29 protein-coding genes and 1 other annotated feature are annotated in these 26,131 nt (G+C 51.7%); of the genes, 21 read left to right on the forward strand and 8 right to left on the reverse strand.

Annotated features, from left to right (window positions below; translation table 11 throughout):
* Window position 1: 1 nt before the first annotated feature.
* From yidD to rpmH, 3 genes are read right to left on the reverse strand one after another with little or no spacing between them, the layout of a single operon-like run.
* Window positions 2–259, reverse strand: a complete 258-nt coding sequence (yidD, locus tag A1SC_RS0122280; RefSeq protein ID WP_001307474.1) for a membrane protein insertion efficiency factor YidD — start codon at window positions 257–259, stop codon at window positions 2–4.
* Window positions 223–582 (reverse strand): ribonuclease P protein component, encoded by a 360-nt coding sequence (rnpA, locus tag A1SC_RS05980; protein ID WP_000239730.1) that lies wholly within the window; start codon window positions 580–582, stop codon window positions 223–225. Before rnpA ends, yidD begins: the two co-directional genes overlap by 37 nt.
* A 16-nt stretch (window positions 583–598) precedes the next feature.
* On the reverse strand, window positions 599–739 hold the full coding sequence (rpmH, locus tag A1SC_RS05975) for a 50S ribosomal protein L34 (RefSeq protein WP_000831330.1): 141 nt from the start codon (window positions 737–739) through the stop codon (window positions 599–601).
* Window positions 740–1,345: 606 nt separating this feature from the next.
* Between rpmH and dnaA the strand changes: the two genes are divergently transcribed.
* The 6 genes from dnaA (at window position 1,346) to yidA (ending at window position 8,932) form a co-directional block, all read left to right on the forward strand.
* Window positions 1,346–2,746, forward strand: a complete 1,401-nt coding sequence (dnaA, locus tag A1SC_RS05970) for a chromosomal replication initiator protein DnaA (protein WP_000059100.1) — start codon at window positions 1,346–1,348, stop codon at window positions 2,744–2,746.
* Window positions 2,747–2,750: 4 nt separating this feature from the next.
* Window positions 2,751–3,851 (forward strand): DNA polymerase III subunit beta, encoded by a 1,101-nt coding sequence (gene dnaN / locus A1SC_RS05965; protein ID WP_000673456.1) that lies wholly within the window; start codon window positions 2,751–2,753, stop codon window positions 3,849–3,851.
* Window positions 3,851–4,924, forward strand: coding sequence for a DNA replication/repair protein RecF (recF, locus tag A1SC_RS05960; RefSeq protein WP_000060099.1), 1,074 nt, complete (start codon window positions 3,851–3,853; stop codon window positions 4,922–4,924). The genes dnaN and recF overlap by 1 nt, the downstream gene beginning before the upstream one ends.
* Window positions 4,925–4,952: 28 nt before the next feature.
* Complete coding sequence (gene gyrB, locus A1SC_RS05955) at window positions 4,953–7,367, forward strand: DNA topoisomerase (ATP-hydrolyzing) subunit B (RefSeq protein WP_000072079.1); 2,415 nt, start codon at window positions 4,953–4,955, stop codon at window positions 7,365–7,367.
* Between the two features lie 239 nt (window positions 7,368–7,606).
* Window positions 7,607–8,005 carry a YidB family protein gene (locus A1SC_RS05950; RefSeq protein ID WP_000522197.1) on the forward strand — a complete coding sequence of 133 codons (399 nt, stop codon included), beginning with the start codon at window positions 7,607–7,609 and terminating at the stop codon, window positions 8,003–8,005.
* 114 nt (window positions 8,006–8,119) lie between these two features.
* Window positions 8,120–8,932, forward strand: a complete 813-nt coding sequence (yidA, locus tag A1SC_RS05945) for a sugar-phosphatase (RefSeq protein ID WP_016262706.1) — start codon at window positions 8,120–8,122, stop codon at window positions 8,930–8,932.
* 43 nt (window positions 8,933–8,975) lie between these two features.
* On the opposite strand, the gene A1SC_RS05940 is transcribed toward yidA, so the two are convergent.
* Window positions 8,976–9,632 (reverse strand): YidX family protein, encoded by a 657-nt coding sequence (locus tag A1SC_RS05940; protein WP_016262707.1) that lies wholly within the window; start codon window positions 9,630–9,632, stop codon window positions 8,976–8,978.
* A gap of 278 nt (window positions 9,633–9,910) precedes the next feature.
* Between A1SC_RS05940 and dgoR the strand changes: the two genes are divergently transcribed.
* From dgoR to A1SC_RS05915, 5 genes are all read left to right on the forward strand, one after another.
* Window positions 9,911–10,600: a D-galactonate utilization transcriptional regulator DgoR gene (dgoR, locus tag A1SC_RS05935; protein WP_000174297.1), complete on the forward strand. Its 690-nt coding sequence runs from the start codon at window positions 9,911–9,913 to the stop codon at window positions 10,598–10,600.
* Window positions 10,597–11,475: a 2-dehydro-3-deoxygalactonokinase gene (gene dgoK, locus A1SC_RS05930; RefSeq protein ID WP_016249429.1), complete on the forward strand. Its 879-nt coding sequence runs from the start codon at window positions 10,597–10,599 to the stop codon at window positions 11,473–11,475. Before dgoR ends, dgoK begins: the two co-directional genes overlap by 4 nt.
* Complete coding sequence (dgoA, locus tag A1SC_RS05925) at window positions 11,459–12,076, forward strand: 2-dehydro-3-deoxy-6-phosphogalactonate aldolase (RefSeq protein WP_016262708.1); 618 nt, start codon at window positions 11,459–11,461, stop codon at window positions 12,074–12,076. The genes dgoK and dgoA overlap by 17 nt, the downstream gene beginning before the upstream one ends.
* Entirely contained in the window at window positions 12,073–13,221 is a 1,149-nt protein-coding gene (gene dgoD, locus A1SC_RS05920; protein WP_016262709.1) for a galactonate dehydratase, read from the forward strand. Before dgoA ends, dgoD begins: the two co-directional genes overlap by 4 nt.
* Before the next feature lie 119 nt (window positions 13,222–13,340).
* Window positions 13,341–14,633 (forward strand): MFS transporter, encoded by a 1,293-nt coding sequence (locus A1SC_RS05915; protein ID WP_000354284.1) that lies wholly within the window; start codon window positions 13,341–13,343, stop codon window positions 14,631–14,633.
* Here A1SC_RS05915 and cbrA read toward each other — a convergent pair.
* Window positions 14,594–15,694: a colicin M resistance lipid reductase CbrA gene (gene cbrA, locus A1SC_RS05910; protein ID WP_016262710.1), complete on the reverse strand. Its 1,101-nt coding sequence runs from the start codon at window positions 15,692–15,694 to the stop codon at window positions 14,594–14,596. The genes A1SC_RS05915 and cbrA overlap by 40 nt on opposite strands.
* Window positions 15,695–15,794: 100 nt before the next feature.
* Here cbrA and A1SC_RS05905 point away from each other — a divergent pair, with 100 nt between their 5' ends.
* Complete coding sequence (locus A1SC_RS05905; protein WP_001517433.1) at window positions 15,795–17,009, forward strand: YidR family protein; 1,215 nt, start codon at window positions 15,795–15,797, stop codon at window positions 17,007–17,009.
* A 1-nt stretch (window position 17,010) separates the two neighbouring features.
* On the opposite strand, the gene A1SC_RS0122285 is transcribed toward A1SC_RS05905, so the two are convergent.
* The gene (locus tag A1SC_RS0122285; protein ID WP_010377863.1) at window positions 17,011–17,343 is read right to left on the reverse strand and encodes a YceK/YidQ family lipoprotein; all 333 of its coding nucleotides are present in this window, start codon (window positions 17,341–17,343) and stop codon (window positions 17,011–17,013) included.
* A gap of 238 nt (window positions 17,344–17,581) precedes the next feature.
* Window positions 17,582–17,654 (forward strand) — a sequence feature (ROSE (Repression Of Heat Shock gene Expression) occurs in the 5'-region of heat shock genes and acts as an RNA thermometer to modulate expression.).
* Here A1SC_RS0122285 and ibpA point away from each other — a divergent pair.
* From ibpA to A1SC_RS05890, 3 genes are all read left to right on the forward strand, one after another.
* On the forward strand, window positions 17,648–18,061 hold the full coding sequence (gene ibpA, locus A1SC_RS05900) for a small heat shock chaperone IbpA (protein WP_001243437.1): 414 nt from the start codon (window positions 17,648–17,650) through the stop codon (window positions 18,059–18,061). Its footprint overlaps the feature before it by 7 nt.
* A 111-nt stretch (window positions 18,062–18,172) precedes the next feature.
* Complete coding sequence (gene ibpB, locus A1SC_RS05895) at window positions 18,173–18,601, forward strand: small heat shock chaperone IbpB (protein ID WP_001243426.1); 429 nt, start codon at window positions 18,173–18,175, stop codon at window positions 18,599–18,601.
* A gap of 195 nt (window positions 18,602–18,796) precedes the next feature.
* Complete coding sequence (locus A1SC_RS05890) at window positions 18,797–20,458, forward strand: putative transporter (protein ID WP_016262711.1); 1,662 nt, start codon at window positions 18,797–18,799, stop codon at window positions 20,456–20,458.
* A gap of 76 nt (window positions 20,459–20,534) precedes the next feature.
* On the opposite strand, the gene yidI is transcribed toward A1SC_RS05890, so the two are convergent.
* Window positions 20,535–20,984 carry a protein YidI gene (yidI, locus tag A1SC_RS05885; RefSeq protein WP_000511286.1) on the reverse strand — a complete coding sequence of 150 codons (450 nt, stop codon included), beginning with the start codon at window positions 20,982–20,984 and terminating at the stop codon, window positions 20,535–20,537.
* Window positions 20,985–21,090: 106 nt separating this feature from the next.
* Here yidI and A1SC_RS05880 point away from each other — a divergent pair, with 106 nt between their 5' ends.
* The 3 genes from A1SC_RS05880 to A1SC_RS05870 are packed head-to-tail and all read left to right on the forward strand — an operon-like array spanning window position 21,091 to window position 22,284.
* Window positions 21,091–21,438 (forward strand): YidH family protein, encoded by a 348-nt coding sequence (locus A1SC_RS05880; RefSeq protein WP_000703955.1) that lies wholly within the window; start codon window positions 21,091–21,093, stop codon window positions 21,436–21,438.
* Window positions 21,428–21,790: a DUF202 domain-containing protein gene (locus tag A1SC_RS05875; protein WP_001113441.1), complete on the forward strand. Its 363-nt coding sequence runs from the start codon at window positions 21,428–21,430 to the stop codon at window positions 21,788–21,790. The genes A1SC_RS05880 and A1SC_RS05875 overlap by 11 nt, the downstream gene beginning before the upstream one ends.
* Window positions 21,787–22,284 carry a radical SAM protein gene (locus A1SC_RS05870; RefSeq protein WP_000148082.1) on the forward strand — a complete coding sequence of 166 codons (498 nt, stop codon included), beginning with the start codon at window positions 21,787–21,789 and terminating at the stop codon, window positions 22,282–22,284. Before A1SC_RS05875 ends, A1SC_RS05870 begins: the two co-directional genes overlap by 4 nt.
* A 7-nt stretch (window positions 22,285–22,291) precedes the next feature.
* On the opposite strand, the gene emrD is transcribed toward A1SC_RS05870, so the two are convergent.
* The gene (gene emrD / locus A1SC_RS05865; RefSeq protein WP_016262712.1) at window positions 22,292–23,476 is read right to left on the reverse strand and encodes a multidrug efflux MFS transporter EmrD; all 1,185 of its coding nucleotides are present in this window, start codon (window positions 23,474–23,476) and stop codon (window positions 22,292–22,294) included.
* Between the two features lie 408 nt (window positions 23,477–23,884).
* Between emrD and ivbL the strand changes: the two genes are divergently transcribed.
* The 3 genes from ivbL (at window position 23,885) to ilvN (ending at window position 26,070) form a co-directional block, all read left to right on the forward strand.
* Window positions 23,885–23,983, forward strand: coding sequence for an ilvB operon leader peptide IvbL (gene ivbL / locus A1SC_RS05860; protein WP_001300753.1), 99 nt, complete (start codon window positions 23,885–23,887; stop codon window positions 23,981–23,983).
* A 104-nt stretch (window positions 23,984–24,087) separates the two neighbouring features.
* Window positions 24,088–25,776, forward strand: a complete 1,689-nt coding sequence (ilvB, locus tag A1SC_RS05855; protein ID WP_016262713.1) for an acetolactate synthase large subunit — start codon at window positions 24,088–24,090, stop codon at window positions 25,774–25,776.
* Between the two features lie 3 nt (window positions 25,777–25,779).
* On the forward strand, window positions 25,780–26,070 hold the full coding sequence (ilvN, locus tag A1SC_RS05850; RefSeq protein WP_016262714.1) for an acetolactate synthase small subunit: 291 nt from the start codon (window positions 25,780–25,782) through the stop codon (window positions 26,068–26,070).
* Window positions 26,071–26,131: the final 61 nt, after the last annotated feature.

Below are 26,131 nucleotides of genomic sequence, written 5' to 3' on the forward strand. Positions count from 1 at the left end.
GTTAGTGTTCTCTGGTATCAAATGGTCCGGGCGGGACGGGATCGTCACCACCAGGGTGTAAAGGGTGGCATTTTAATACGCGTTTCACCGTCAACCAACTGCCTTTTATCACTCCAAACCTGCGCAATGCCTCAATTCCGTAGCTTGAACAAGTTGGAGTGAAACGACAATGCGGCCCGAGTAGCGGACTAATCAGGCGTTGGTAGACCCGAATGAGGGCTATCAGGACCCGCGAGCCAGGCGACAGTGGCGGCGCCATAATTTTTCCAACGCTTCCGAGAGAGCACGGTTATCGAGGTCGGCAACCCCTTTTTTCGCCACCACCACGAAATCCATAGCCGGGAGTTCATGTTGGCGTAGACGGAAGCTTTCACGCGTCAGACGTTTAATCCGATTGCGTTCATGCGCTCGTCGAACGTTTTTCTTGGCGACTGTAAGACCGATACGGGGATGCCCCAGCGAATTCAGGCGGCCGAGGATGGTGATTTGCGGCGTGCCAGCCCGTTGTGGCTGCTGGAAGACGAATGTGAATTGACTGGGAGTTAACAAGCGTAACTCCCTGGGAAATGCGAGCTTAACCACTCAGGGGTTAGCTTTATTACTTAGAAACGGTCAGACGAGCACGGCCTTTAGCACGACGACGTGCCAGTACCTGACGACCATTTTTAGTAGCCATACGAGCACGGAAGCCGTGAGAACGGTTGCGCTTCAGTACAGACGGTTGAAAAGTGCGTTTCATGGCGATTTCTACCTAAACTTGAATAAATTCAATGGCTTTATTGGATATCCGCCCGAAAACCGAACGATGGACACCGAAGCCATGGGTGATTAAAGAGGCCGGATTGTAATAATTGTACACTCCGGAGTCAATTCTCTTTCCTTATTTACCGCGCTTTTCCGCACCTTTTCACAGGGAAAAAGTACAACTATATACCGGTGAAAACCAGCATTACGCGCCGGGTGGAGGATTATACGGGCTACCGGATAAAGCGCAAGGATCGTCCAGGATCTTTATTAGATCGATTAAGCCTAATTTTGTCTATGGTCATTAAATTTTCCAATATGCGGCTTAAATCGTGCCCGCCTGGTGTCTGGATCGTTTACACTTAGCGGGTTCTGGATCATCCTGTGGATAAATCGGGAAAATCTGTGAGAAACAGAAGATCTCTTGCGCAGTTTAGGCTATGATCCGCGGTCCCGATCGTTTTGCAGGATCTTGATCGGGCATATAACCGCAGACAGCGGTTCGTGCGTCACCCTTATGCAGGGTCTTTTCGACGTGCGTCAACAATCATGAATGTTTCAGCCTTAGTCATAATCGACTTTTGTTCGAGTGGAGTCCGCCGTGTCACTTTCGCTTTGGCAGCAATGTCTTGCCCGATTGCAGGATGAGTTACCAGCCACAGAATTCAGTATGTGGATACGCCCATTGCAGGCGGAACTGAGCGATAACACGCTGGCCTTGTACGCGCCAAACCGTTTTGTCCTCGATTGGGTACGGGACAAGTACCTCAATAATATCAATGGACTGCTAACCAGTTTCTGCGGAGCGGATGCCCCACAGTTGCGTTTTGAAGTGGGCACAAAGCCCGTGACACAAACGCTGAAAGTCCCTGCCAGCAATACAGTTGCACCGGCTCAGGCTGCTCAGGTGCAACCGCAACGTGCTGCGCCTTCTACGCGCTCAGGTTGGGATAACGTTCCGGCTCCGGCAGAACCGACCTATCGTTCCAACGTTAACGTTAAACATACATTTGATAACTTCGTCGAAGGTAAATCTAACCAACTGGCGCGCGCGGCGGCTCGTCAGGTGGCAGACAACCCTGGCGGTGCCTATAACCCGCTGTTCCTTTATGGCGGCACGGGGCTGGGTAAAACTCACCTGCTACATGCGGTGGGCAATGGCATTATGGCGCGCAAGCCGAATGCCAAAGTGGTTTATATGCACTCCGAACGCTTTGTTCAGGACATGGTAAAAGCCCTGCAAAACAACGCGATCGAAGAGTTTAAACGCTACTACCGTTCTGTTGACGCGCTGCTGATCGACGATATTCAGTTTTTTGCTAATAAAGAACGATCCCAGGAAGAGTTTTTCCACACCTTTAACGCCTTGCTGGAAGGTAATCAACAGATCATTCTTACTTCGGATCGTTATCCGAAAGAGATCAACGGCGTTGAGGATCGTTTGAAATCCCGCTTCGGCTGGGGGTTGACTGTGGCGATCGAACCGCCAGAGCTGGAAACCCGTGTGGCGATCCTTATGAAAAAGGCAGACGAAAATGACATTCGTCTGCCGGGTGAAGTGGCATTCTTTATCGCCAAGCGTCTACGCTCTAATGTGCGTGAGCTGGAAGGGGCGCTGAACCGTGTTATTGCTAACGCCAACTTTACCGGACGGGCGATCACCATTGACTTCGTGCGCGAAGCGTTGCGCGATTTGCTGGCATTGCAGGAAAAACTGGTCACCATCGACAATATTCAGAAGACGGTGGCGGAGTACTACAAGATCAAAGTCGCAGATCTCCTTTCCAAGCGTCGATCTCGCTCGGTGGCACGTCCGCGCCAGATGGCGATGGCGTTGGCTAAAGAGCTGACTAACCACAGTCTGCCGGAGATCGGTGATGCGTTTGGCGGTCGTGACCATACAACGGTGCTTCATGCCTGCCGTAAGATCGAGCAGTTGCGTGAAGAGAGCCATGATATCAAAGAAGATTTTTCAAATTTAATCAGAACATTGTCATCGTAAACCTATGAAATTTACCGTAGAACGTGAGCATTTATTAAAACCGCTACAACAGGTGAGCGGTCCGTTAGGTGGTCGTCCTACGCTACCGATTCTCGGTAATCTGCTGTTACAGGTTGCTGACGGTACGTTGTCGCTGACCGGTACTGATCTCGAGATGGAAATGGTGGCTCGTGTTGCGCTGATTCAGCCGCACGAACCAGGGGCGACGACCGTTCCGGCGCGCAAATTCTTTGATATCTGCCGTGGTCTGCCTGAAGGCGCGGAAATTGCTGTGCAACTGGAAGGTGAGCGGATGCTGGTGCGCTCCGGGCGCAGCCGTTTTTCGCTTTCTACTCTGCCAGCGGCGGATTTCCCGAATCTTGATGACTGGCAGAGCGAAGTTGAATTTACCCTGCCGCAGGCAACGATGAAACGTCTGATTGAAGCGACCCAGTTTTCGATGGCGCATCAGGACGTTCGCTATTACTTAAATGGTATGCTGTTCGAAACCGAAGGTGAAGAACTGCGCACCGTGGCGACTGACGGCCACCGCCTGGCGGTCTGTTCAATGCCAATTGGTCAGTCTTTGCCGAGCCATTCGGTGATCGTGCCGCGTAAAGGCGTGATTGAACTGATGCGTATGCTCGACGGCGGCGACAATCCGCTGCGCGTGCAGATTGGCAGCAACAACATTCGCGCCCACGTAGGTGACTTTATTTTTACCTCCAAACTAGTGGATGGTCGATTCCCGGATTACCGTCGCGTTCTGCCGAAGAACCCGGACAAACATCTGGAAGCAGGCTGCGATCTGCTCAAGCAGGCGTTTGCTCGTGCGGCAATTCTCTCTAACGAGAAATTCCGTGGCGTGCGTCTGTATGTCAGTGAAAATCAACTGAAGATCACCGCCAACAACCCGGAACAGGAAGAAGCGGAAGAGATCCTCGACGTCACCTACAGCGGCGCGGAGATGGAAATCGGCTTTAACGTCAGCTATGTGCTGGATGTTCTGAACGCGCTGAAATGTGAAAACGTGCGCATGATGCTGACCGATTCAGTTTCCAGCGTGCAGATTGAAGATGCGGCCAGCCAGAGTGCGGCTTATGTTGTCATGCCAATGAGACTGTAATGTCCCTCACCCGCTTGTTGATCCGCGATTTCCGCAATATCGAAACCGCGGATCTCGCTTTATCTCCCGGCTTTAACTTTCTGGTGGGTGCCAACGGCAGTGGCAAAACCAGCGTGCTGGAAGCTATCTATACGCTCGGCCACGGCCGGGCGTTTCGCAGTTTGCAGATTGGTCGCGTCATTCGCCACGAGCAGGAGGCGTTTGTTCTTCACGGGCGTTTACAGGGCGCAGAGCGCGAGACGGCGATTGGCTTAACCAAAGACAAACAGGGCGACAGTAAAGTCCGTATTGACGGTACTGACGGGCATAAAGTTGCGGAACTGGCGCACCTGATGCCGATGCAGTTGATAACGCCTGAGGGGTTTACTTTACTCAACGGTGGCCCCAAATACAGAAGAGCATTCCTCGACTGGGGATGCTTTCACAACGAACCCGGATTTTTCACCGCCTGGAGCAATCTCAAGCGATTGCTCAAGCAGCGTAATGCGGCGCTGAGGCAGGTGTCACGTTACGAACAGCTCCGCCCGTGGGATAAAGAACTGATCCCGCTGGCGGAGCAAATCAGCGCCTGGCGCGCCCAGTACAGCGCCGGTATCGCCGCCGATATGGCCGATACCTGTAAGCAATTTCTCCCTGAGTTTTCTCTGACTTTCTCTTTCCAGCGCGGCTGGGAGAAAGAGACAGAGTACGCTGAGGTGCTGGAACGTAATTTTGAACGCGATCGCCAGCTAACCTACACCGCGCACGGCCCGCATAAAGCGGACTTACGCATTCGCGCCGACGGTGCGCCGGTGGAAGATACCTTATCGCGTGGGCAGCTTAAGCTGCTGATGTGCGCCTTACGTCTGGCGCAAGGAGAGTTCCTCACCCGTGAAAGCGGGCGGCGGTGTCTCTACCTGATAGATGATTTTGCCTCTGAGCTTGATGATGAGCGTCGCGGGCTGCTTGCCAGCCGCTTAAAAGCGACGCAATCACAGGTCTTTGTCAGCGCGATCAGTGCTGAACACGTTATAGACATGTCGGACGAAAATTCGAAGATGTTTACCGTGGAAAAGGGTAAAATAACGGATTAACCCAAGTATAAATGAGCGAGAAACGTTGATGTCGAATTCTTATGACTCCTCCAGTATCAAAGTCCTGAAAGGGCTGGATGCGGTGCGTAAGCGCCCTGGTATGTATATCGGCGACACGGATGACGGCACCGGTCTGCACCACATGGTATTCGAGGTGGTAGATAACGCTATCGACGAAGCGCTCGCGGGTCACTGTAAAGAAATTATCGTCACTATTCATGCTGATAATTCCGTCTCTGTACAGGATGACGGGCGTGGCATTCCGACCGGTATTCACCCGGAAGAGGGTGTATCGGCGGCAGAAGTGATCATGACCGTGCTGCACGCAGGCGGTAAATTTGACGATAACTCCTATAAAGTGTCCGGCGGTCTGCACGGCGTTGGTGTTTCGGTAGTAAACGCCCTGTCGCAAAAACTGGAGCTGGTTATCCAGCGTGAAGGTAAAATTCACCGTCAGATCTACGTGCACGGTGTACCGCAGGCACCGCTGGCGGTTACCGGCGATACCGATAAAACCGGCACTATGGTACGTTTCTGGCCGAGCCTCGAAACCTTCACCAATGTAACCGAGTTTGAATATGAAATTCTGGCGAAACGCCTGCGAGAGTTGTCCTTCCTTAACTCCGGCGTTTCCATTCGCCTGAAAGACAAACGTGACGGCAAAGAAGACCACTTCCACTATGAAGGCGGTATCAAGGCGTTCGTTGAGTATCTGAACAAGAACAAAACGCCGATCCACCCGAACATCTTCTACTTCTCCACCGAAAAAGACGGTATCGGCGTTGAAGTGGCATTGCAGTGGAACGATGGCTTCCAGGAAAACATCTACTGCTTTACCAACAACATTCCGCAGCGTGATGGCGGTACTCACCTGGCGGGCTTCCGTGCGGCGATGACCCGTACTCTGAACGCCTACATGGACAAAGAAGGTTACAGCAAAAAAGCCAAAGTCAGCGCCACCGGCGACGATGCGCGTGAAGGCCTGATTGCGGTTGTGTCCGTGAAAGTACCAGATCCGAAATTCTCCTCCCAGACTAAAGACAAACTGGTTTCTTCTGAGGTGAAATCGGCGGTAGAACAGCAGATGAACGAACTGCTGGCAGAATACCTGCTGGAAAACCCAACCGATGCGAAAATCGTGGTTGGTAAAATTATCGATGCTGCCCGCGCCCGTGAAGCGGCACGTCGTGCGCGTGAAATGACGCGTCGTAAAGGTGCACTGGACTTAGCCGGCCTGCCGGGCAAACTGGCGGACTGCCAGGAACGCGATCCGGCGCTTTCTGAACTGTACCTTGTGGAAGGGGACTCCGCGGGCGGCTCTGCGAAGCAGGGGCGTAACCGCAAAAACCAGGCGATTCTGCCGTTGAAGGGTAAAATCCTCAACGTCGAGAAAGCCCGTTTCGATAAGATGCTGGCTTCCCAGGAAGTGGCAACGCTCATCACCGCGCTTGGCTGCGGTATCGGTCGTGACGAGTACAACCCGGACAAATTGCGTTATCACAGCATTATCATCATGACCGATGCGGACGTCGACGGCTCGCACATTCGTACGTTGCTGTTGACCTTCTTCTATCGTCAGATGCCGGAAATCATTGAACGCGGTCACGTCTACATTGCCCAGCCGCCGCTGTACAAAGTGAAGAAAGGCAAGCAGGAACAGTACATTAAAGACGATGAGGCGATGGATCAGTACCAAATCTCCATCGCGCTGGATGGTGCTTCTTTGCATACCAACGCCAGTGCACCAGCTTTAGCTGGCGAAGCGTTAGAAAAGCTGGTGTCTGAGTACAATGCGGCGCAGAAAATGATCGTTCGTATGGAACGTCGTTATCCGAAGGCGATGCTGAAAGAGCTTATCTATCAGCCGACGCTGACGGAAGCGGATCTCTCTGACGAGCAGGTTGTTACCCGTTGGGTGAATGCGCTGGTGACAGAACTGAACGATAAAGAGCAGCATGGCAGCCAGTGGAAGTTTGATGTCCACACCAATGCCGAGAAAAACCTGTTCGAGCCGATTGTTCGCGTGCGTACTCACGGTGTGGATACTGACTATCCGCTGGATCACGAGTTCATCACCGGTGGTGAATATCGTCGTATCTGCACGCTGGGCGAGAAACTGCGTGGCCTGCTGGAAGAAGATGCGTTTATCGAACGTGGTGAGCGTCGTCAGCCGGTAGCCAGCTTCGAGCAGGCGCTGGACTGGCTGGTGAAAGAGTCCCGTCGTGGCCTCTCCATCCAGCGTTATAAAGGTCTGGGCGAAATGAACCCGGAGCAGTTGTGGGAAACCACTATGGATCCGGAAAGCCGTCGTATGCTGCGCGTTACCGTTAAAGATGCGATTGCTGCCGACCAGTTGTTCACAACTCTGATGGGTGATGCTGTTGAACCGCGTCGTGCGTTTATCGAAGAGAACGCTCTGAAAGCGGCGAATATCGATATTTAATGGCATTAGCAATGCGAGCGTGCCTGATGCGCTACGCTTATCAGGCCTACAATACTCATGCAATATATTGAATTTTCATGATTTTGTAGGCCGGATAAGGCGGTTACGCCGCATCCGGCAAGAAGCTATAAGAAAAGGGCGGAGATGATCTCCGCCCTTTTTACTCCTGTAATCCGCAACTATCATCCCGCAGAACTATACTTTCTGAGTCAACACGTAACGCTTTACAGGTGATTATCATGGGACTTTTCGATGAAGTTGTCGGTGCCTTTCTGAAAGGCGATGCGGGGAAATATCAGGCCATTCTGAGCTGGGTTGAAGAGCAGGGAGGCATCCAGGTGCTGCTGGAGAAACTGCAAAGTGGCGGCTTAGGTGCCATTCTCTCAACCTGGTTGAGTAATCAACAGGGCAATCAACCGGTTAGCGGCGAACAACTGGAATCGGCACTGGGTACGAATGCAGTAGCCGATCTCGGGCAAAAACTCGGCGTAGATACCAGTGCTGCTTCCAACATGCTGGCGGAACAATTGCCGAAGATTATTGATGCGCTATCTCCGCAGGGCGAAGTTTCACCGCAAGCCAATAACGATCTGCTTTCCGCAGGCATGGAGTTGCTGAAAGGGAAACTCTTCCGCTAAGCAAAAGGGGAGCACGCAAGGCGCGTTGCATCCCCCTTTTCCCTCGGGTGTTGTACTGATTTTTGAGCGGAATCGCGTTAGCATGGGTCAGGAATCAATCTACCTGGGGAACTCATGGCTATCAAACTCATTGCTATCGATATGGATGGCACCCTTCTGCTGCCCGATCACACCATTTCACCCGCCGTTAAAAATGCGATTGCCGCAGCTCGCGCCCGCGGGGTGAATGTCGTGCTGACGACAGGTCGTCCTTATGCAGGTGTTCACAGCTACCTGAAAGAGCTGCATATGGAACAGCCGGGCGACTACTGTATTACTTATAACGGTGCACTGGTGCAGAAGGCCGCTGATGGCAGCACCGTGGCGCAAACAGCATTGAGCTATGACGACTATCGTTTCCTGGAAAAACTCTCTCGCGAAGTCGGTTCCCATTTCCACGCGCTGGACCGCACCACGCTATACACCGCCAACCGTGACATCAGCTATTACACGGTACATGAATCATTTGTGGCGACCATTCCGTTGGTGTTCTGCGAAGCGGAGAAAATGGACCCTGACACCCAGTTCCTGAAAGTGATGATGATTGATGAACCCGCCATCCTCGACCAGGCCATCGCGCGTATTCCGCAGGAAGTGAAAGAGAAATATACCGTACTGAAAAGCGCGCCGTACTTCCTCGAAATCCTCGACAAACGCGTCAATAAAGGCACCGGTGTGAAATCGCTGGCGGATGTGCTGGGCATTAAACCGGAAGAAATTATGGCGATTGGTGATCAGGAAAACGACATCGCAATGATTGAGTTCGCAGGCGTCGGCGTGGCGATGGATAACGCCATCCCATCGGTGAGAGAAGTGGCGAATTTTGTCACCAAATCCAACCTTGAAGATGGCGTGGCGTTTGCTATTGAAAAGTATGTGCTGAATTAATCAGTAAGCGGGCAAACAGTATGAACGTGTTTGCCCGCCGCAATTAACAATTTCTGGCCGTGCATAAAATCAGGAACTGGAGTGGTGAAGTCACAATATCCAGCGTAATGGTGACTGGCAGCAGCGCATTAGCGAGGGCGCGCGGGACTCCATCTGTTGCTTTATACGCATAAAATCCCACCGTAAAGGGTTGATGAAAAACCATCATGTTTGAGTAATCCGCTTTTTTATTTTTCTGGTGGATAGAGCCTTTCAGGCCGTCCAGTATCCATGTACAACGCCGGGTATCACAAATAAAACCATATTGTGTCGCCAGTGTTTTATCTTCCTCACCGTTCCAGTCGTAATAGAGCGTAATAGCACCAGAAAAATTCTTATGACCGCTGCTCAAAATAAATTTCGCGTTATCGGAAACGGTGATTCTTTCGCCATGAATTGCCGGGTCGTTCAGCATTTTAACCACCTCATCGCCGCCGTTGGTCAACAGGTAGTCCAGCGACTCTCCAACAAAAACATAGCCTTTCGTACCGTTACTATCCTCTGCCAGCGATAGACCCTTAATCGTGTCTGAGCGCCATTGCTGGGCATGTGGAGAGCTTGCGGTATTGAAAACCAGTCCAGCGGTTAGACATCCGGTCAACGCGAATGCTAAAGAACATAAACAGGCTGCTTTAATAAATCCTTTAAAATTCAACTTCATGATTAATCCTTTAAACAAGAGTGCTAAGCCGTTGAAAGCATACTCTTATTTCCCCCCTGTTTAGCGCCCGACATCCCTTTTCAGATTTCTGCCCGGCGCATGTCATTTTTTTATGCATTGTTCTTTTTGTGATCTAAATTGTAGTACAACAATATAAATTTGTACTACATTACGCGCACAGCAAACGCGAATGTCATCACGCTGGTACTACAAAGTTGCCGCGTTATGCATCGATCGGGGTAAAGTAGAGAAGAACATACAGAGCACAAGGACTCTCCATGACTCTCAATAAAACCGATCGCATCGTTATTACGCTGGGTAAACAGATCGTTCACGGCAAATACGTGCCAGGCTCGCCGCTTCCGGCCGAGGCGGAACTCTGTGAGGAGTTTGCAACCTCGCGCAACATCATCCGTGAAGTGTTCCGTTCGCTGATGGCGAAGCGCCTGATTGAAATGAAACGTTATCGCGGGGCGTTTGTGGCAGCGCGTAACCAGTGGAATTACCTCGACACTGACGTACTGCAATGGGTGCTGGAAAACGACTACGACCCACGGCTTATCAGTGCAATGAGCGAAGTACGAAATCTGGTGGAACCAGCGATTGCCCGCTGGGCGGCGGAGCGCGCGACCTCCAGCGATCTGGCTCAGATTGAATCGGCGCTGAACGAGATGATTGCTAACAATCAGGATCGCGAGGCGTTTAACGAAGCGGATATTCGCTACCACGAGGCGGTACTTCAGTCGGTACATAACCCGGTGTTACAGCAACTTAGCATCGCGATTAGTTCGCTGCAGCGGGCAGTTTTTGAACGAACCTGGATGGGCGATGAGGCCAACATGCCGCAAACGCTTCAGGAACATAAGGCGCTGTTCGATGCGATACGGCATCAGGACGGCGATGCGGCAGAGCAGGCGGCGCTTACCATGATCGCCAGCTCGACACGAAGATTAAAGGAAATCACATGACAGCTCGCTACATCGCAATTGACTGGGGATCGACCAATCTGCGCGCCTGGCTTTATCAGAGCGACAACTGCCTGGACAGCAGGCAATCAGAAGCAGGCGTCACGCGCCTGAACGGAAAATCTCCGGCTGCGGTGTTAGCAGAAGTGATAGCAGGCTGGCGTGAAGAGAATACGCCAGTGGTGATGGCAGGAATGGTTGGCAGCAATGTTGGCTGGAAAGTCGCTCCTTATTTATCCGTTCCTGCCTGTTTCTCATCTATTGGTGAACAGTTAACGTCTGTTGGCGACAATATCTGGATTATTCCCGGATTATGCGTCTCTCATGATGATAACCACAATGTGATGCGCGGCGAAGAAACACAATTGCTTGGCGCGCGTGCTCTTGCTCCTTCCTCTCTTTATGTTATGCCCGGTACGCATTGCAAATGGGTGCAAGCCGATAGCCAGCAAATCAACGATTTTCGCACCGTGATGACCGGTGAATTGCACCATTTACTGCTAAATCAGTCATTGATTGGGGCTGGTTTGCCGCCGCAGGAAAACTCTGCCGATGCCTTCGCGGCCGGTCTTGAACGCGGCCTTAATGCTCCCGCCGTATTGCCGCAACTTTTTGAAGTTCGCGCCTCGCATGTGCTGGGAACGCTTCCCCGCGAACAGGTCAGCGAATTTCTCTCTGGTTTGTTGATTGGTGCTGAGGTCGGCAGTATGCGCGACGACGTGGCTCATCAACAGGCTATCACCCTTGTCGCCGGAACATCGCTGACCGTGCGTTACCAACAAGCCTTTCAGGCTATGGGTTGCGACGTAACGGCGGTGGCGGGCGACACGGCATTTCTGGCTGGTATAAGGAGCATTGCTCATGCAGTGGCAAACTAAACTCCCGCTGATCGCCATTTTGCGCGGCATTACGCCTGACGAGGCGCTGGCGCATGTTGGCGCGGTGATTGACGCCGGGTTCGACACGGTTGAAATCCCGCTGAATTCTCCCCAATGGGAGCAAAGCATTCCCGCAGTCGTTGAAGCATACGGCGACAAAGCGTTGATTGGCGCAGGTACGGTACTGAAACCTGAGCAGGTTGATACGCTCGCCAGGATGGGCTGCCAGCTCATCGTTACGCCCAATATCCATAGTGAGGTCATTCGTCGTGCGGTGGGTTACGGCATGACCGTTTGCCCCGGTTGTGCGACGGCGACCGAAGCCTTTAGCGCGCTCGAAGCAGGCGCGCAGGCACTGAAAATATTTCCGTCATCGGCTTTTGGCCCGCAATACATCAAAGCATTAAAAGCGGTATTACCGCAGGACATCGCGGTCTTTGCCGTTGGCGGCGTGACGCCAGAAAACCTGGCGCAGTGGATAGACGCTGGTTGTGCTGGAGCGGGCTTAGGTAGTGATCTCTATCGCGCCGGACAGTCCGTGGAACGTACCGCGCAGCAGGCAGCAGCATTTGTTAAGGCGTATCGAGAGGCAGTGCAATGAAAATTACCAAAATTACCACGTATCGTTTACCTCCCCGCTGGATGTTCCTGAAAATTGAAACCGATGAAGGCGTGGTCGGTTGGGGCGAACCGGTGATCGAGGGCCGCGCCCGCACGGTGGAAGCGGCAGTTCACGAGCTGGGTGACTATCTGATTGGTCAGGATCCATCGCGCATCAACGACTTATGGCAAGTGATGTATCGCGCCGGTTTTTATCGTGGCGGCCCCATTCTGATGAGCGCCATCGCCGGGATCGACCAGGCGTTATGGGATATCAAAGGCAAAGTGCTGAATGCGCCCGTCTGGCAACTAATGGGTGGCCTGGTCCGCGACAAAATCAAAGCCTACAGTTGGGTCGGCGGCGATCGTCCGGCGGATGTTATCGACGGCATTAAAACCCTGCGTGAAATCGGCTTCGATACTTTCAAACTGAACGGTTGTGAAGAACTGGGTCTGATTGATAACTCCCGCGCGATAGATGCGGCGGTCAACACCGTGGCACAAATTCGTGAAGCCTTTGGTAATCAGATTGAGTTTGGCCTTGATTTTCACGGTCGCGTCAGCGCGCCGATGGCGAAAGTGCTGATTAAAGAACTGGAACCGTATCGCCCGCTATTTATTGAAGAGCCGGTGCTGGCGGAACAAGCCGAATACTACCCGAAACTGGCGGCGCAAACTCACATTCCGCTGGCAGCGGGGGAGCGCATGTTCTCGCGCTTCGATTTTAAACGCGTGCTGGAGGCGGGGGGAATTTCGATCCTGCAACCGGATCTCTCCCACGCGGGCGGTATTACCGAATGCTACAAAATTGCCGGAATGGCGGAAGCCTATGACGTGACTCTTGCGCCGCACTGTCCGCTCGGCCCCATTGCACTGGCTGCTTGCCTGCATATCGACTTTGTCTCCTATAACGCCGTACTTCAGGAACAAAGTATGGGCATTCATTACAACAAAGGCGCGGAGTTACTCGACTTTGTGAAAAACAAAGAGGACTTCAGCATGGTCGGCGGCTTCTTTAAACCGCTAACGAAACCGGGCTTAGGCGTGGAAATCGACGAAGCCAAAGTCATTGAGTTCAGTAAAAATGCCCCGGACTGGCGTAATCCGCTCTGGCGTCATGAAGATAACAGCGTAGCAGAGTGGTAATTCCTGCCACGTAAGCCCCTCATCGGGCACTAAAACAGCAATACAAAAATATAACCCTCTGTAACTTACAGGGCATGGTGAGCGGTCTCGCTATGCCCAAAATCAGGAGATAGCTCGCTATGGATATTCCCGTAAATGCAGCAAAGCCGGGGCGTCGGCGTTATCTGACGTTAGTGATGATTTTTATTACGGTAGTGATTTGTTATGTCGATCGCGCCAACCTGGCCGTGGCTTCCGCCCATATTCAGGAAGAGTTCGGTATTACTAAAGCCGAAATGGGCTATGTATTTTCGGCCTTCGCCTGGCTTTATACCTTATGTCAGATCCCCGGCGGTTGGTTTTTAGATCGCGTGGGTTCACGTGTGACTTATTTTATTGCGATATTTGGCTGGTCGGTGGCGACATTATTCCAGGGATTTGCCACGGGCTTAATGTCATTAATTGGTCTGCGGGCGATAACCGGTATTTTCGAAGCGCCCGCTTTCCCGACCAATAACCGTATGGTGACCAGTTGGTTCCCGGAACATGAACGTGCTTCTGCCGTTGGTTTTTATACCTCTGGTCAGTTTGTCGGTCTGGCGTTTCTGACTCCGCTGCTGATCTGGATTCAGGAGATGTTGAGCTGGCACTGGGTGTTCATTGTCACCGGCGGTATCGGCATTATCTGGTCGCTGATTTGGTTTAAAGTTTACCAGCCGCCGCGCCTGACTAAAGGCATCAGCAAAGCTGAGCTGGATTACATTCGTGATGGTGGCGGTCTGGTGGATGGCGATGCGCCGGTGAAAAAAGAGGCGCGTCAGCCGTTAACGGCAAAAGACTGGAAACTGGTGTTCCATCGTAAACTGATCGGCGTCTATCTCGGGCAATTTGCGGTGGCGTCTACGCTGTGGTTCTTCTTAACCTGGTTCCCGAACTATTTAACCCAGGAAAAAGGGATAACGGCGTTGAAAGCGGGTTTTATGACCACGGTGCCATTTCTCGCTGCGTTTGTCGGTGTACTGCTCTCAGGATGGGTAGCGGATCTGCTGGTGCGGAAGGGCTTTTCGCTGGGCTTTGCGCGTAAAACACCAATAATCTGCGGCTTGTTGATCTCCACCTGCATTATGGGTGCTAACTATACCAATGACCCGATGATGATTATGTGTCTGATGGCGCTGGCATTCTTCGGTAACGGTTTTGCTTCGATTACCTGGTCGCTGGTCTCTTCTTTGGCACCGATGCGCCTGATTGGTTTAACCGGCGGGGTGTTTAACTTCGCCGGTGGTTTGGGGGGTATCACCGTTCCGCTGGTGGTGGGTTACCTGGCGCAGGGTTACGGTTTTGCACCTGCACTGGTTTATATCTCCGCCGTCGCGTTGATTGGCGCGCTCTCTTACATCCTGCTGGTAGGCGATGTGAAGCGCGTTGGGTAATCTCTCAACTGTGGAATATGTGCAATGCCACTGCGCATAATCCACTTTCTTAAGGCCGGTGCGGTCAGGCATCGGCTTTTCAGGATCTTGCCGTAGAGTTTTAAACGCAGTTTGCGGGTGGCGTGCCAGTAAGCGGCATTGATTTTCTCCGGCTGCTTCAGTAGCACCGAACGCAGTATTTCCGCGCTATCCAGCGCATAGCTAATCCCCTCCAGCGAGCTGGCACTGATAAATCCCGCCGCTTCGCCAATAAGAAAAGCATTGTCCTTACCGCAGACAAAATCCTGCCAGCGTGAGGGAAACAACACGGTGCATTTTTCACTTTTCACCGCTTTGCCAAACTGGAACTGAAAGGCGTTCATTTTCTCTTTCAGCGCCGCAAAACGCGCCTGGCCGTCTTTCATCGGATAGGCACCGCCAAAAATAAAATAACCGTCTTTGCTGATACTCCATGAGTAACAGTCAGTTATCGCATTATCAAAGATACAGGAGTAGAACGGCGTCGGATGTTTCTCTGTGAACCACTGCTGGATAGCGACATATTTACGAATCTGATGATCCGGGTAGAGATGTCGCCGCACCATCGAGTTTGCACCATCAGCACCGACCAGATAGTGGGCAGTAATGTGTTGCTCCCAGCCATCGGCGCGAAAAATAACATGCCATTTATCATCCTCACGCCAGATTTTCCGGCACAGGCTGTCGTGGTAAACCTCAACGCTGGTGGGGATCAGCGATTTCATCCACAAGTCGAAGGCATGACGATTAATATTGATATAGCTTCGCTGGTAGTTACGCGTGAGCGATGCTGTGACGTCGACGGTTTTGACGCTGAAAATCTGTGGGTTGGCGATCACATCGACAGGGAGCGTTAGCCCGTCGCGAATAAAAGAACGCTGCGCGTCCGGTGCCAGCAGACCACCGCAAGGTTTGCTGAAACCTTCTGTACCGCACTGGTGCTTTTTATCCAGTGCAATCACCTGCATTTTTCCTGCTAACTGCCGCGCCAGTGCGGAACCCGCCGGGCCGAGGCCGATAATCGCTACGTCAAAATGTTCCATCTTTTTACTCACATTCATCACGATGGCAAAAGACTATTGTCTGAAAGTGAAGTCCTTGTGAAGTATGATGGCGGAAACCGTTTTGTATCAGGATCACGCCATGAAACAACTCACCAACGCTTCACGAAACCACCTGCTCACCAATACCAACACCTGGACACCCGATAGCCAGTGGCTGGTATTTGACGTGCGGCCTTCTGGCGCGTCGTTTACCGGCGAGACAATTGAGCGTGTGAATATCCATACCGGCGAGGTTGAAGTTATTTACCAGGCGTCACAGGGTGCACACGTTGGCGTGGTGACCGTTCATCCGAAGCTGGAGAAATATGTCTTCATCCACGGCCCAGAAAATCCTGATGAAACATGGCATTACGATTTCCATCACCGCCGCGGCGTGATTGTTGAAGGCGGAAAGATGAGCAATCTCGATGCCATGGATATTACCGTTCCGTACACTCCTGGGGCGCTACGTGGCGGCAGTCATGTACATGTCTTTAGCCCGAACGGTGAAATGGTGAGTTTTACCTATAACGACCATGTACTACATGAATGCTGCCCGGCGCTGGATTTGCGAAACGTCGGGGTTGCGGCACCGTTTGGCCCGGTTAACGTACACAAACAGCATCCGCGCGAATACAGCGGCAGCCACTGGTGCGTGCTGGTAAGTAAAACCACGCCCACGCCGCAGCCGGGCAGTGATGAAATCAATCGCGCTTATGAAGAGGGATGGGTCGGAAACCACGCGCTGGCGTTTATTGGCGACACACTTTCGCTGAACGGCGAGAAAGTACCGGAGCTGTTTATTGTAGAGCTGCCACAAAATGAAAACGGCTGGAAAGCGGCTGGTGAGGAGCCGTTAAGCGGCACGGAATCAACCCTGCCAGCGCCGCCGCGTGGTGTCGTGCAGCGACGTTTAACCTTTACTCACCATCGTACTTACCCAGGGTTAGTCAACGTTCCACGCCATTGGGTGCGTTGTAACCCACAGGGGACGCAAATCGCGTTTTTAATGCGTGACGATAACGGTATTGTGCAATTGTGGCTTATCTCCCCACAGGGCGGCGAACCGCGCCAGTTAACCGATAACAAAACGGATATTCAGTCAGCGTTTAACTGGCATCCGTCAGGAGAATGGCTGGGTTTTGTGCTGGATAATCGTATTGCCTGTGCACATGCGCAAAGCGGTGAAGTTGAGTATTTAACCGAAAATCACGCCAACCAACCTTCGGCAGACGCCGTGGTCTTCTCGCCAGATGGTCAATGGCTGGCGTGGATGGAAGCTGGCCAGTTGTGGGTCACCGAAACTGGCCACTAATTCAGTTCGTTGGCATTCGGGCTGGTGGAATGACGGCATTGATGGCCTGCGCGTCGGCTTCACTTTTTTCCACGCGTGAGCGCACTGAACTGTCTTTGCGGAATGCATCCCACGGCAGTAAAAGCGTGTCCATAACAGCGGTAAACGGCATATCAAGAATCACCAGTGACTTAGTGCCCCAGTTGGTTTCATTGTCACCAATCATGGTGGCGCTGGCACGGGTGCCAGGGTATGTTCCCTCTTTGCCCCCTGTATGGGACATCACGCTGGAACATCCTGTCATTAACGCCATCCCGCTGCACATTAAGAGTGCTAACAACACATTTCTTATCATAATAAATTCATCAGTTGATCGTTGGTGTTGGCATGATGTGTTATAGCGATCCCTTGCTGAAAATAACATCATCATCATGTCGCACTGTGGCGGCTATCGCACTTTAACGTTTCGTGCTGCCCCTCAGTCTATGCAATAGACCATAAACTGCAAAAAAAAGTCCGTTGGAAAGACTTGAAAAGTGCATATCCAGACCCATTTTTATACCATAGCCGATGAGAACGCGCCTGATGGGTGTTCTGGCTATCCGACCTGTCCATTGTGGAAGGTCTTACATTCTCGCTGATTTCAGGAGCTATTGATTATGCGTAACTTTGATTTATCCCCGCTTTATCGTTCTGCAATTGGATTTGACCGTTTGTTTAACCACTTAGAAAACAACCAGAGCCAGAGTAATGGTGGCTACCCTCCGTATAACGTTGAACTGGTAGACGAAAACCATTATCGCATTGCTATCGCTGTAGCTGGTTTTGCTGAGAGTGAACTGGAAATTACCGCCCAGGACAATCTGCTGGTGGTGAAAGGTGCTCACGCCGACGAACAAAAAGAGCGCACCTATCTGTACCAGGGCATCGCTGAACGCAACTTCGAACGCAAATTCCAGTTAGCAGAAAACATTCATGTTCGTGGCGCTAACCTGGTGAACGGTCTGCTGTATATCGATCTCGAACGCGTGATTCCGGAAGCGAAAAAACCGCGCCGTATCGAAATCAACTAATTCTCTAAGGCCGCCTGGCGCGGCCTGGCAACTTCATGCTCGCCGTCAGGGAGCATATGCGAATCCTCGGATTTGCAGGTACTTACTCGCTTCTTAGAAGGAGAAATGACTATGCGTAACTTCGATTTATCCCCACTGATGCGTCAATGGATCGGTTTTGACAAACTGGCCAACGCACTGCAAAACGCCGGTGAAAGCCAGAGCTTCCCGCCGTACAACATTGAGAAAAGCGACGATAACCACTACCGCATTACTCTTGCGCTGGCGGGCTTCCGTCAGGAAGATTTAGATATTCAACTGGAAGGTACTCGCCTGAGCGTAAAAGGCACGCCGGAGCAGCCCAAAGAAGAGAAAAAATGGCTGCATCAAGGTCTTATGAATCAGCCTTTTAGCCTGAGTTTTACGCTGGCAGAAAATATGGAAGTCTCTGGTGCAACCTTCGTAAATGGTTTGCTGCATATTGATTTAATTCGTAATGAGCCTGAACCCATCGCAGCGCAGCGTATCGCTATCAGCGAACGTCCCGCGTTAAATAGCTAATTAGCTATTCTTTTTGCCCCGCCAGCCTGGTGGGGCTTTTTTTATTTACCATCTTCAACAATGTGTTAATTTTCGCCAATTTAAGATGTTCCTGCACTCTCTTTCCCGTGATAATGTGCGCCATAAGGCAAATCTGCTTCACCGATTCAGCCATAATCCATAGCAATTAAAATGTTATCTCAAGAGAAATGGACGATGAGTGATATAGCATTAACAGTCAGTATTCTGGCTTTGGTGGCGGTCGTCGGTTTGTTTATCGGCAACGTCAAGTTTCGCGGCGTTGGATTGGGCATTGGCGGCGTACTGTTCGGTGGGATCATCGTCGGCCATTTTGTTTCACAGGCTGGGATGACATTAAGTAGCGACATGCTGCATGTTATCCAGGAATTTGGTCTGATCCTGTTCGTTTACACTATCGGCATTCAAGTGGGGCCGGGATTCTTTGCCTCGTTGCGTGTCTCCGGATTACGCCTTAATTTGTTTGCTGTTTTGGTTGTCATCATCGGTGGCCTGGTCACCGCCATCCTGCATAAATTGTTCGATATCCCACTTCCCGTGGTGCTGGGGATTTTCTCCGGCGCGGTCACCAATACGCCAGCGCTGGGCGCAGGTCAGCAGATCTTACGCGACCTCGGCACACCGATGGAGATGGTTGATCAGATGGGGATGAGCTATGCGATGGCGTATCCATTCGGCATTTGCGGGATTTTGTTCACCATGTGGATACTGCGGGTTATTTTTCGCGTCAATGTTGAGACGGAAGCCCTGCAGCACGAGTCGACACGAACCAACGGCGGTGCGCTAATCAGGACGATTAATATCCGTGTTGAGAATCCTAATTTGCATAATTTAGCCATTAAAGATGTGCCGATTCTCAATGGAGATAAAGTTATCTGCTCGCGATTGAAACGAGAAGAAACCCTAAAAGTACCTTCGCCAGAGACCATTATTCAGTTGGGAGATTTACTGCATCTGGTGGGGCAGCCTGCGGATTTACATAATGCACAACTGGTGATTGGTCAGGAAGTGGATACTTCTCTGTCGACGAAAGGCACCGATTTGCGTGTCGAACGCGTGGTGGTCACCAATGAAAATGTGCTCGGCAAGCGTATTCGCGACCTGCATTTTAAGGAGCGCTATGATGTCGTCATTTCGCGACTGAATCGTGCCGGGGTTGAACTGGTCGCCAGTGGCGATATTAGCCTGCAATTTGGCGATATCCTCAACCTGGTTGGACGCCCGTCGGCTATTGATGCCGTTGCCAATGTATTAGGTAATGCGCAGCAAAAACTGCAACAGGTTCAGATGTTACCCGTGTTTATTGGTATCGGTCTTGGCGTGTTGTTAGGCTCCATTCCGGTGTTCGTGCCAGGATTCCCGGCGGCGTTGAAGCTGGGGCTGGCGGGTGGTCCGCTGATTATGGCGCTGATCCTTGGACGTATCGGCAGTATCGGCAAGCTGTACTGGTTTATGCCGCCAAGTGCCAACCTGGCACTGCGCGAACTGGGTATCGTACTGTTCCTTTCAGTTGTTGGTCTGAAATCCGGCGGCGATTTTATCCATACATTGGTTAATGGCGAAGGGCTAAGTTGGATAGGCTATGGTGCATTGATTACCGCGATTCCGCTGATCACAGTCGGCATTCTGGCGCGGATGTTAGCCAAAATGAATTATCTCACTATGTGTGGGATGTTGGCGGGTTCAATGACCGATCCACCGGCGCTGGCGTTTGCCAATAATCTTCATCCAACCAGTGGTGCAGCGGCTCTCTCTTACGCCACGGTGTATCCATTAGTCATGTTTCTGCGCATCATCACACCCCAGTTACTTGCGGTGCTTTTCTGGGGCATAGGTTAACCCTTTTCCGGGTGGAGTTGCCGTAAATGGTACTCCACCCGGTATTCACAGGCGTTTCTGAACATTACTGAGTTACTTAAACCAGTGAACCACCGGTCAGGAAAGAAAAGATCAGGAATATCAGCACAATTCCACAGATGATGCCGATACCAAAAAGCAAGGTATGGAAAGCCAGCGTCCCGCTACCAAAAAACAGTGCACCGCGAATGCTCCAGCGATTTTCTTTACGCATACCGGCAACAAACGCGCAGAGTAGCGCGGCAATGGCCAGGGCGATACCGCCGTGATCGAGGATTTTATCGACATCAACGTCCTCTTTTTTCTGCGTCGTGGTGATTTTTTCGCCTTTTATTCCGGCGAGAAGACCTCTTTTAATTTCCGCCGTTTTTTCTGCAATAACGCTTTCCAGCGTTGGCGGCGGCGTGGAAAAAGGGCCGAATGAAAAGTGGATAATGCCCATTATTAAAGCGATAGCACCGAACAGCATACCCAGTGAACTGATTTTATTTTGCGCTATGATACCCATCTGACCTCCTTGTAGCGGATGGCAAGCATATCAGGAAAGCGCCGGACGACATTCCTAAAAATAGACGAATAAGACATCGCTATTGCGAAACGACTAAGGAGCCATAGTGAAAATTTCCCGACTCGGAGAAGCGCCCGATTACCGTTTTTCTCTGGCTAATGAGCGTACCTTTCTGGCGTGGATCCGAACTGCGCTGGGTTTTCTGGCGGCAGGTGTTGGGCTGGATCAGCTTGCGCCGGATTTCGCCACGCCGGTCATTCGCGAACTGCTGGCATTGTTGTTGTGTCTGTTTTCCGGCGGGTTAGCGATGTATGGTTACCTGCGCTGGCTACGTAACGAAAAGGCGATGCGTCTGAAAGAAGATTTACCCTACACCAACAGCTTATTAATCATTAGCTTAATATTGATGATTGTGGCGGTGATCGTTATGGGACTGGTACTGTATGCCGGATAGCCGCAAAGCCAGACGGATTGCCGACCCGGGTCTTCAGCCGGAACGCACATCGCTGGCATGGTTTCGCACCATGCTGGGTTACGGTGCGTTGATGGCGTTGGCAATCAAACACAACTGGCATCAGTCAGGCACATTGTTCTGGATTTCTATTGGCATCCTTTCCTTTGTGGCATTGATCCTCTGGCGCTATACCCGCAATCGCAATTTAATGGATGTCACTAATAGCGATTTTTCCCAATTTTACGTAATCCGTGACAAATTTATGATCTCCCTCGCGGTGTTATCTCTTGCAATACTGTTTGCTGTAACGCATATACATCAAATTATCGTATTAATTGAGAGAATCACATGACAGGAAGTCAGGTTAGAAATGCTGAAGAGGACAGGCACAAATTGGTTATAGAGTATAAAGACGCTCTGCAACCTGCCGATTTTTATCAAAATTTCAAACAGCGAGGCATCCGCTCCGTGCAACTTATTCCCCACATTGAATTTGATGACCGGGGCGAGCTGACGGCAGCTTCGATGACAGAGGAGCTGTGGGGGCAATTTTTAATTGCCCTGTTCGAGTGTTGGGTGCGGGCAGATATCAGTCGTATATCAATTGAGCTTTTCGACGCCACCCTGCAAAAATGGTGCAGGAGCGAAAAACTGCAACCCCGGCGAGGCTGTCAGGGATGTGACTGGCATCGTCTTTGCCCACAAGCATGGGATGATCAGCCGGACGACGTGCTTTGTGCTGGCTATCAAGCTTTTTATTCCCACTCGGCACCGTACATGCGGGTGATGCGCGACTTGATAAAGCAGCATCGTTCTCCCATGGAGTTGATGACGATGCTGCGGTGATGCGAGCTTAAACGGCCTGCCCCTGGTGTGATATCCGCGTTGCCAGCGGCAGCCAGCAAAGCACAATCAATAACCCCATTAAGGTCATCAACAGCCCCTGACTTCCTTGGCCGGTTTGCGGCAGCATCGCAGAGAGCGACGCCAGTACGCCGGAACCAATGTTTTGCAGGCCGCCAACCAGTGCGCCAGCAGTACCTGCCAGGAATGGAAACGGCTCCATCGCGCCGCTGGTGGCCAGCGGAAATAGCATTCCGGCACCAAAAAAGAACAGCGCGGCGGGAACGAGTAGTGTCCAGACATTCATCACGCCAAACCAGCCAGGGATCCACATCATCAGTCCTGCCAGCAGGCAACAGATAACTGACTGCCACATTAACGAAGAGAACCGTTTATTCGGGCGTCCGGCAAACCATGCGCCGAAAAATGCCGCCGGGATTGGCAGAATAAATAAAATACTGACCGTCATACTGCTCAGCCCTAATACTGCGCCCATCAACACACCAGAACAGGCTTCGAAAGCGGCAATTCCTGCCAGACCGCCAATAAGCATCAGTAAATAGCAGTTAAAACCGCCGTTACCGAAAAGAGTTTTATAACTGGTCAGTAGGCGCGTGCGTGGCGCATCGACAGGGCGCGTTTCCGGCATCCAGCGCGCCATACTGAACGTCACACCGGCACAGAGCACCAGCAAAAACAGGTAACAGGCCCGCCAGTTCCACATGGTATTCAGCAGACCGCCAATTAATGGCGCAAGCAAAGGGCTGACGAGAATACCCATATTTAACATGCTATTAGCGTGACGTAGCTGTGTCCGTTCATACAGATCACGCGGTAATGTACGCGCCATCACACCACCGACACCGGTTCCCATTCCCTGCATTGCGCTGGCAGTAATTAATACCGTCAGGCTGGAGGTGGTGACCGCCACCAGCGTTGCTAACATAAAAATGGACATCCCGACGAGGATCACCGGGCGGCGACCCACACGGTCGGAAATTGGGCCATAAAACAGTTGTGAGACACCGTAGGTCAGCAGATACGCGCCCATTACGCTCTGCACCGCCCCTTCACGGACGTTGAGATCGCGCGCCATATCGGCAATAGCTGGAATATAAATAGTTTGTGCCATCTGACCGACAGCCACGAGTAATACCAACATCAATAATAAATTGATGTTTCTATGCGTTTTCATTATCACAGATGCTTATATAAGAATATTTAGAATAAGTTGCTACGCATTCCAATAAATGCGGGAGAGGAATCTATCACATTGATAAATGTTAGCCAGATATATATATGGAATGATGAATAACGAAGCGGCAGAATATATAAACAACAGCGGCAATAAATGTTTCCGGAATGGATTGTAGTTTAAATAAATTCTGTAGGGTGGATACGATGCGTCAGCATCGCATCGACACGAATCTGCCAGCAGAATGTAAAAGACCACCTCCTCAGGAGGTGGTCTTTTACTTCTTACGTTTCAGTACAAAACGTGATCAGTCCCTCATTTTTTCCCTGATGAAAAATTTTCCATTGTCTCTCCTGTAAACCTGTGCTTGTATAAATATTGTTAAACACAAAACAAACAAGGTCCCCAATGACTACTTCCATGCTCAACGCAAAACTACTACCAACTGCGCCATCCGCCGCAGTGGTCGTCGTGCGTGTGGTGGTGGTCGTCGGCAATGCGCCGTAGGGACTGGAACAACACACGATTCCAAAACCCCGCCGGCGCAAACCGGGCGGGGTTTTTCGTTTAAGCACCCCCGGAAAGTCGGCCCAGAAGAAAAGGACTGGAGCATGGCAAGTTCGGGCACAACATCGACACGTAAGCGCTTTACTGGCGCAGAATTTATCGTTTATTTCCTGGAACAACAGGGCATTAAGGTTGTGACGGGGATCCCTGGTGGCTCAATTCTCCCTGTCTATGACGCCTTAAGCCAAAGTACACAAATCCGCCATATTCTGGCCCGTCACGAACAAGGAGCGGGATTTATCGCCCAGGGGATGGCGCGCACCGACGGAAAACCAGCGGTTTGCATGGCCTGCAGTGGGCCGGGAGCAACTAATCTGGTGACTGCCATTGCCGATGCGAGGCTGGACTCCATTCCGCTGATTTGCATCACCGGTCAGGTTCCGGCCTCAATGATTGGCACCGACGCCTTCCAGGAAGTCGATACCTACGGCATCTCTATCCCCATCACCAAACATAACTATCTGGTCAGACATATCGAAGAACTTCCGCAGGTCATGAGCGATGCCTTTCGCATTGCGCAATCAGGCCGCCCTGGCCCGGTGTGGATAGACATTCCTAAGGATGTGCAAACAGCGGTTTTTGAGATTGAAGAACAACCTGCTCCGGTAGAAAAAGCCGCCGCGCCTGCCTTTAGTGAAGAGAGCATTCGTGACGCGGCAGCGATGATTAACGCAGCCAAACGCCCGGTGCTTTATCTGGGAGGCGGTGTGATCAACGCGCCTGCGCGGGTGCGTGAACTGGCAGAGAAAGCGCAACTGCCCACCACCATGACCTTAATGGCGCTGGGCATGTTGCCAAAAGCGCATCCGCTGTCGCTGGGTATGCTGGGAATGCACGGTGTACGCAGCACCAACTTTATCTTGCAGGAGGCGGATCTGCTGATTGTTCTCGGTGCACGTTTTGATGATCGGGCGATAGGCAAAACCGAGGAGTTCTGCCCGAACGCGAAAATCATTCATGTTGATATCGACCGCGCAGAGCTGGGCAAAGTTAAGCAAGCGCACGTGGCGATTCAGGCGGATGTTGATGATGTGTTGGCGCAATTAATCCCACTGGTGGAAGTCCAACCGCGTACAGAGTGGCACCAACAGGTGGCTGATTTACAACGCGAATTCCCGTGCCCTATCCCGAAAGCATGCGATCCGTTAACGCATTACGGCCTGATCAACGCCGTTGCCGCCTGTGTGGATGACAACGCGATTATCACGACCGATGTTGGTCAGCACCAGATGTGGACCGCACAAGCGTATCCGCTCAATCGTCCTCGTCAGTGGCTGACCTCCGGTGGGCTGGGAACCATGGGCTTTGGCCTGCCAGCGGCGATTGGCGCGGCGCTGGCAAACCCGGATCGCAAAGTTTTATGTTTCTCCGGTGACGGCAGTCTGATGATGAATATTCAGGAGATGGCCACCGCCAGCGAAAACCAACTGGATGTCAAAATCATTCTGATGAACAACGAAGCGTTAGGGTTGGTGCATCAGCAGCAAAGCCTGTTCTACAAGCAGGGCGTTTTTGCCGCCACCTATCCGGGCAAAATCAACTTTATGCAAATAGCCGCCGGATTCGGTCTCGAAACCTGTGATTTGAATAACGAAGCCGATCCGCAGGCTGCGTTGCAGGAAATTATTAATCGCCCTGGCCCGGCGCTGATCCACGTGCGCATTGATGCCGAAGAAAAAGTTTACCCGATGGTGCCGCCAGGTGCGGCGAATACTGAAATGGTGGGGGAATAAACCATGCAAAACACAACTCATGACAACGTGATTCTGGAACTCACCGTTCGCAACCATCCGGGCGTAATGACCCACGTTTGTGGGCTTTTTGCCCGCCGCGCCTTTAACGTCGAGGGTATTCTCTGCCTGCCGATTCAGGACAGCGACAAAAGCCATATTTGGCTACTGGTTAATGATGACCAGCGGCTGGAGCAGATGATAAGCCAAATCGACAAACTGGAAGATGTGGTCAACGTGCAGCGTAATCAGTCTGACCCGACCATGTTTAACAAGATTGCAGTGTTCTTTCAGTAACCGCTCAAGGCTTGAACAGCGGCGCGCTTATCGTTAAGGTAAGCGCGTTTTTTTACCCGCC

The organism is Escherichia sp. KTE52 (assembly GCF_000408325.1).
Taxonomy (GTDB): domain Bacteria; phylum Pseudomonadota; class Gammaproteobacteria; order Enterobacterales; family Enterobacteriaceae; genus Escherichia; species Escherichia marmotae.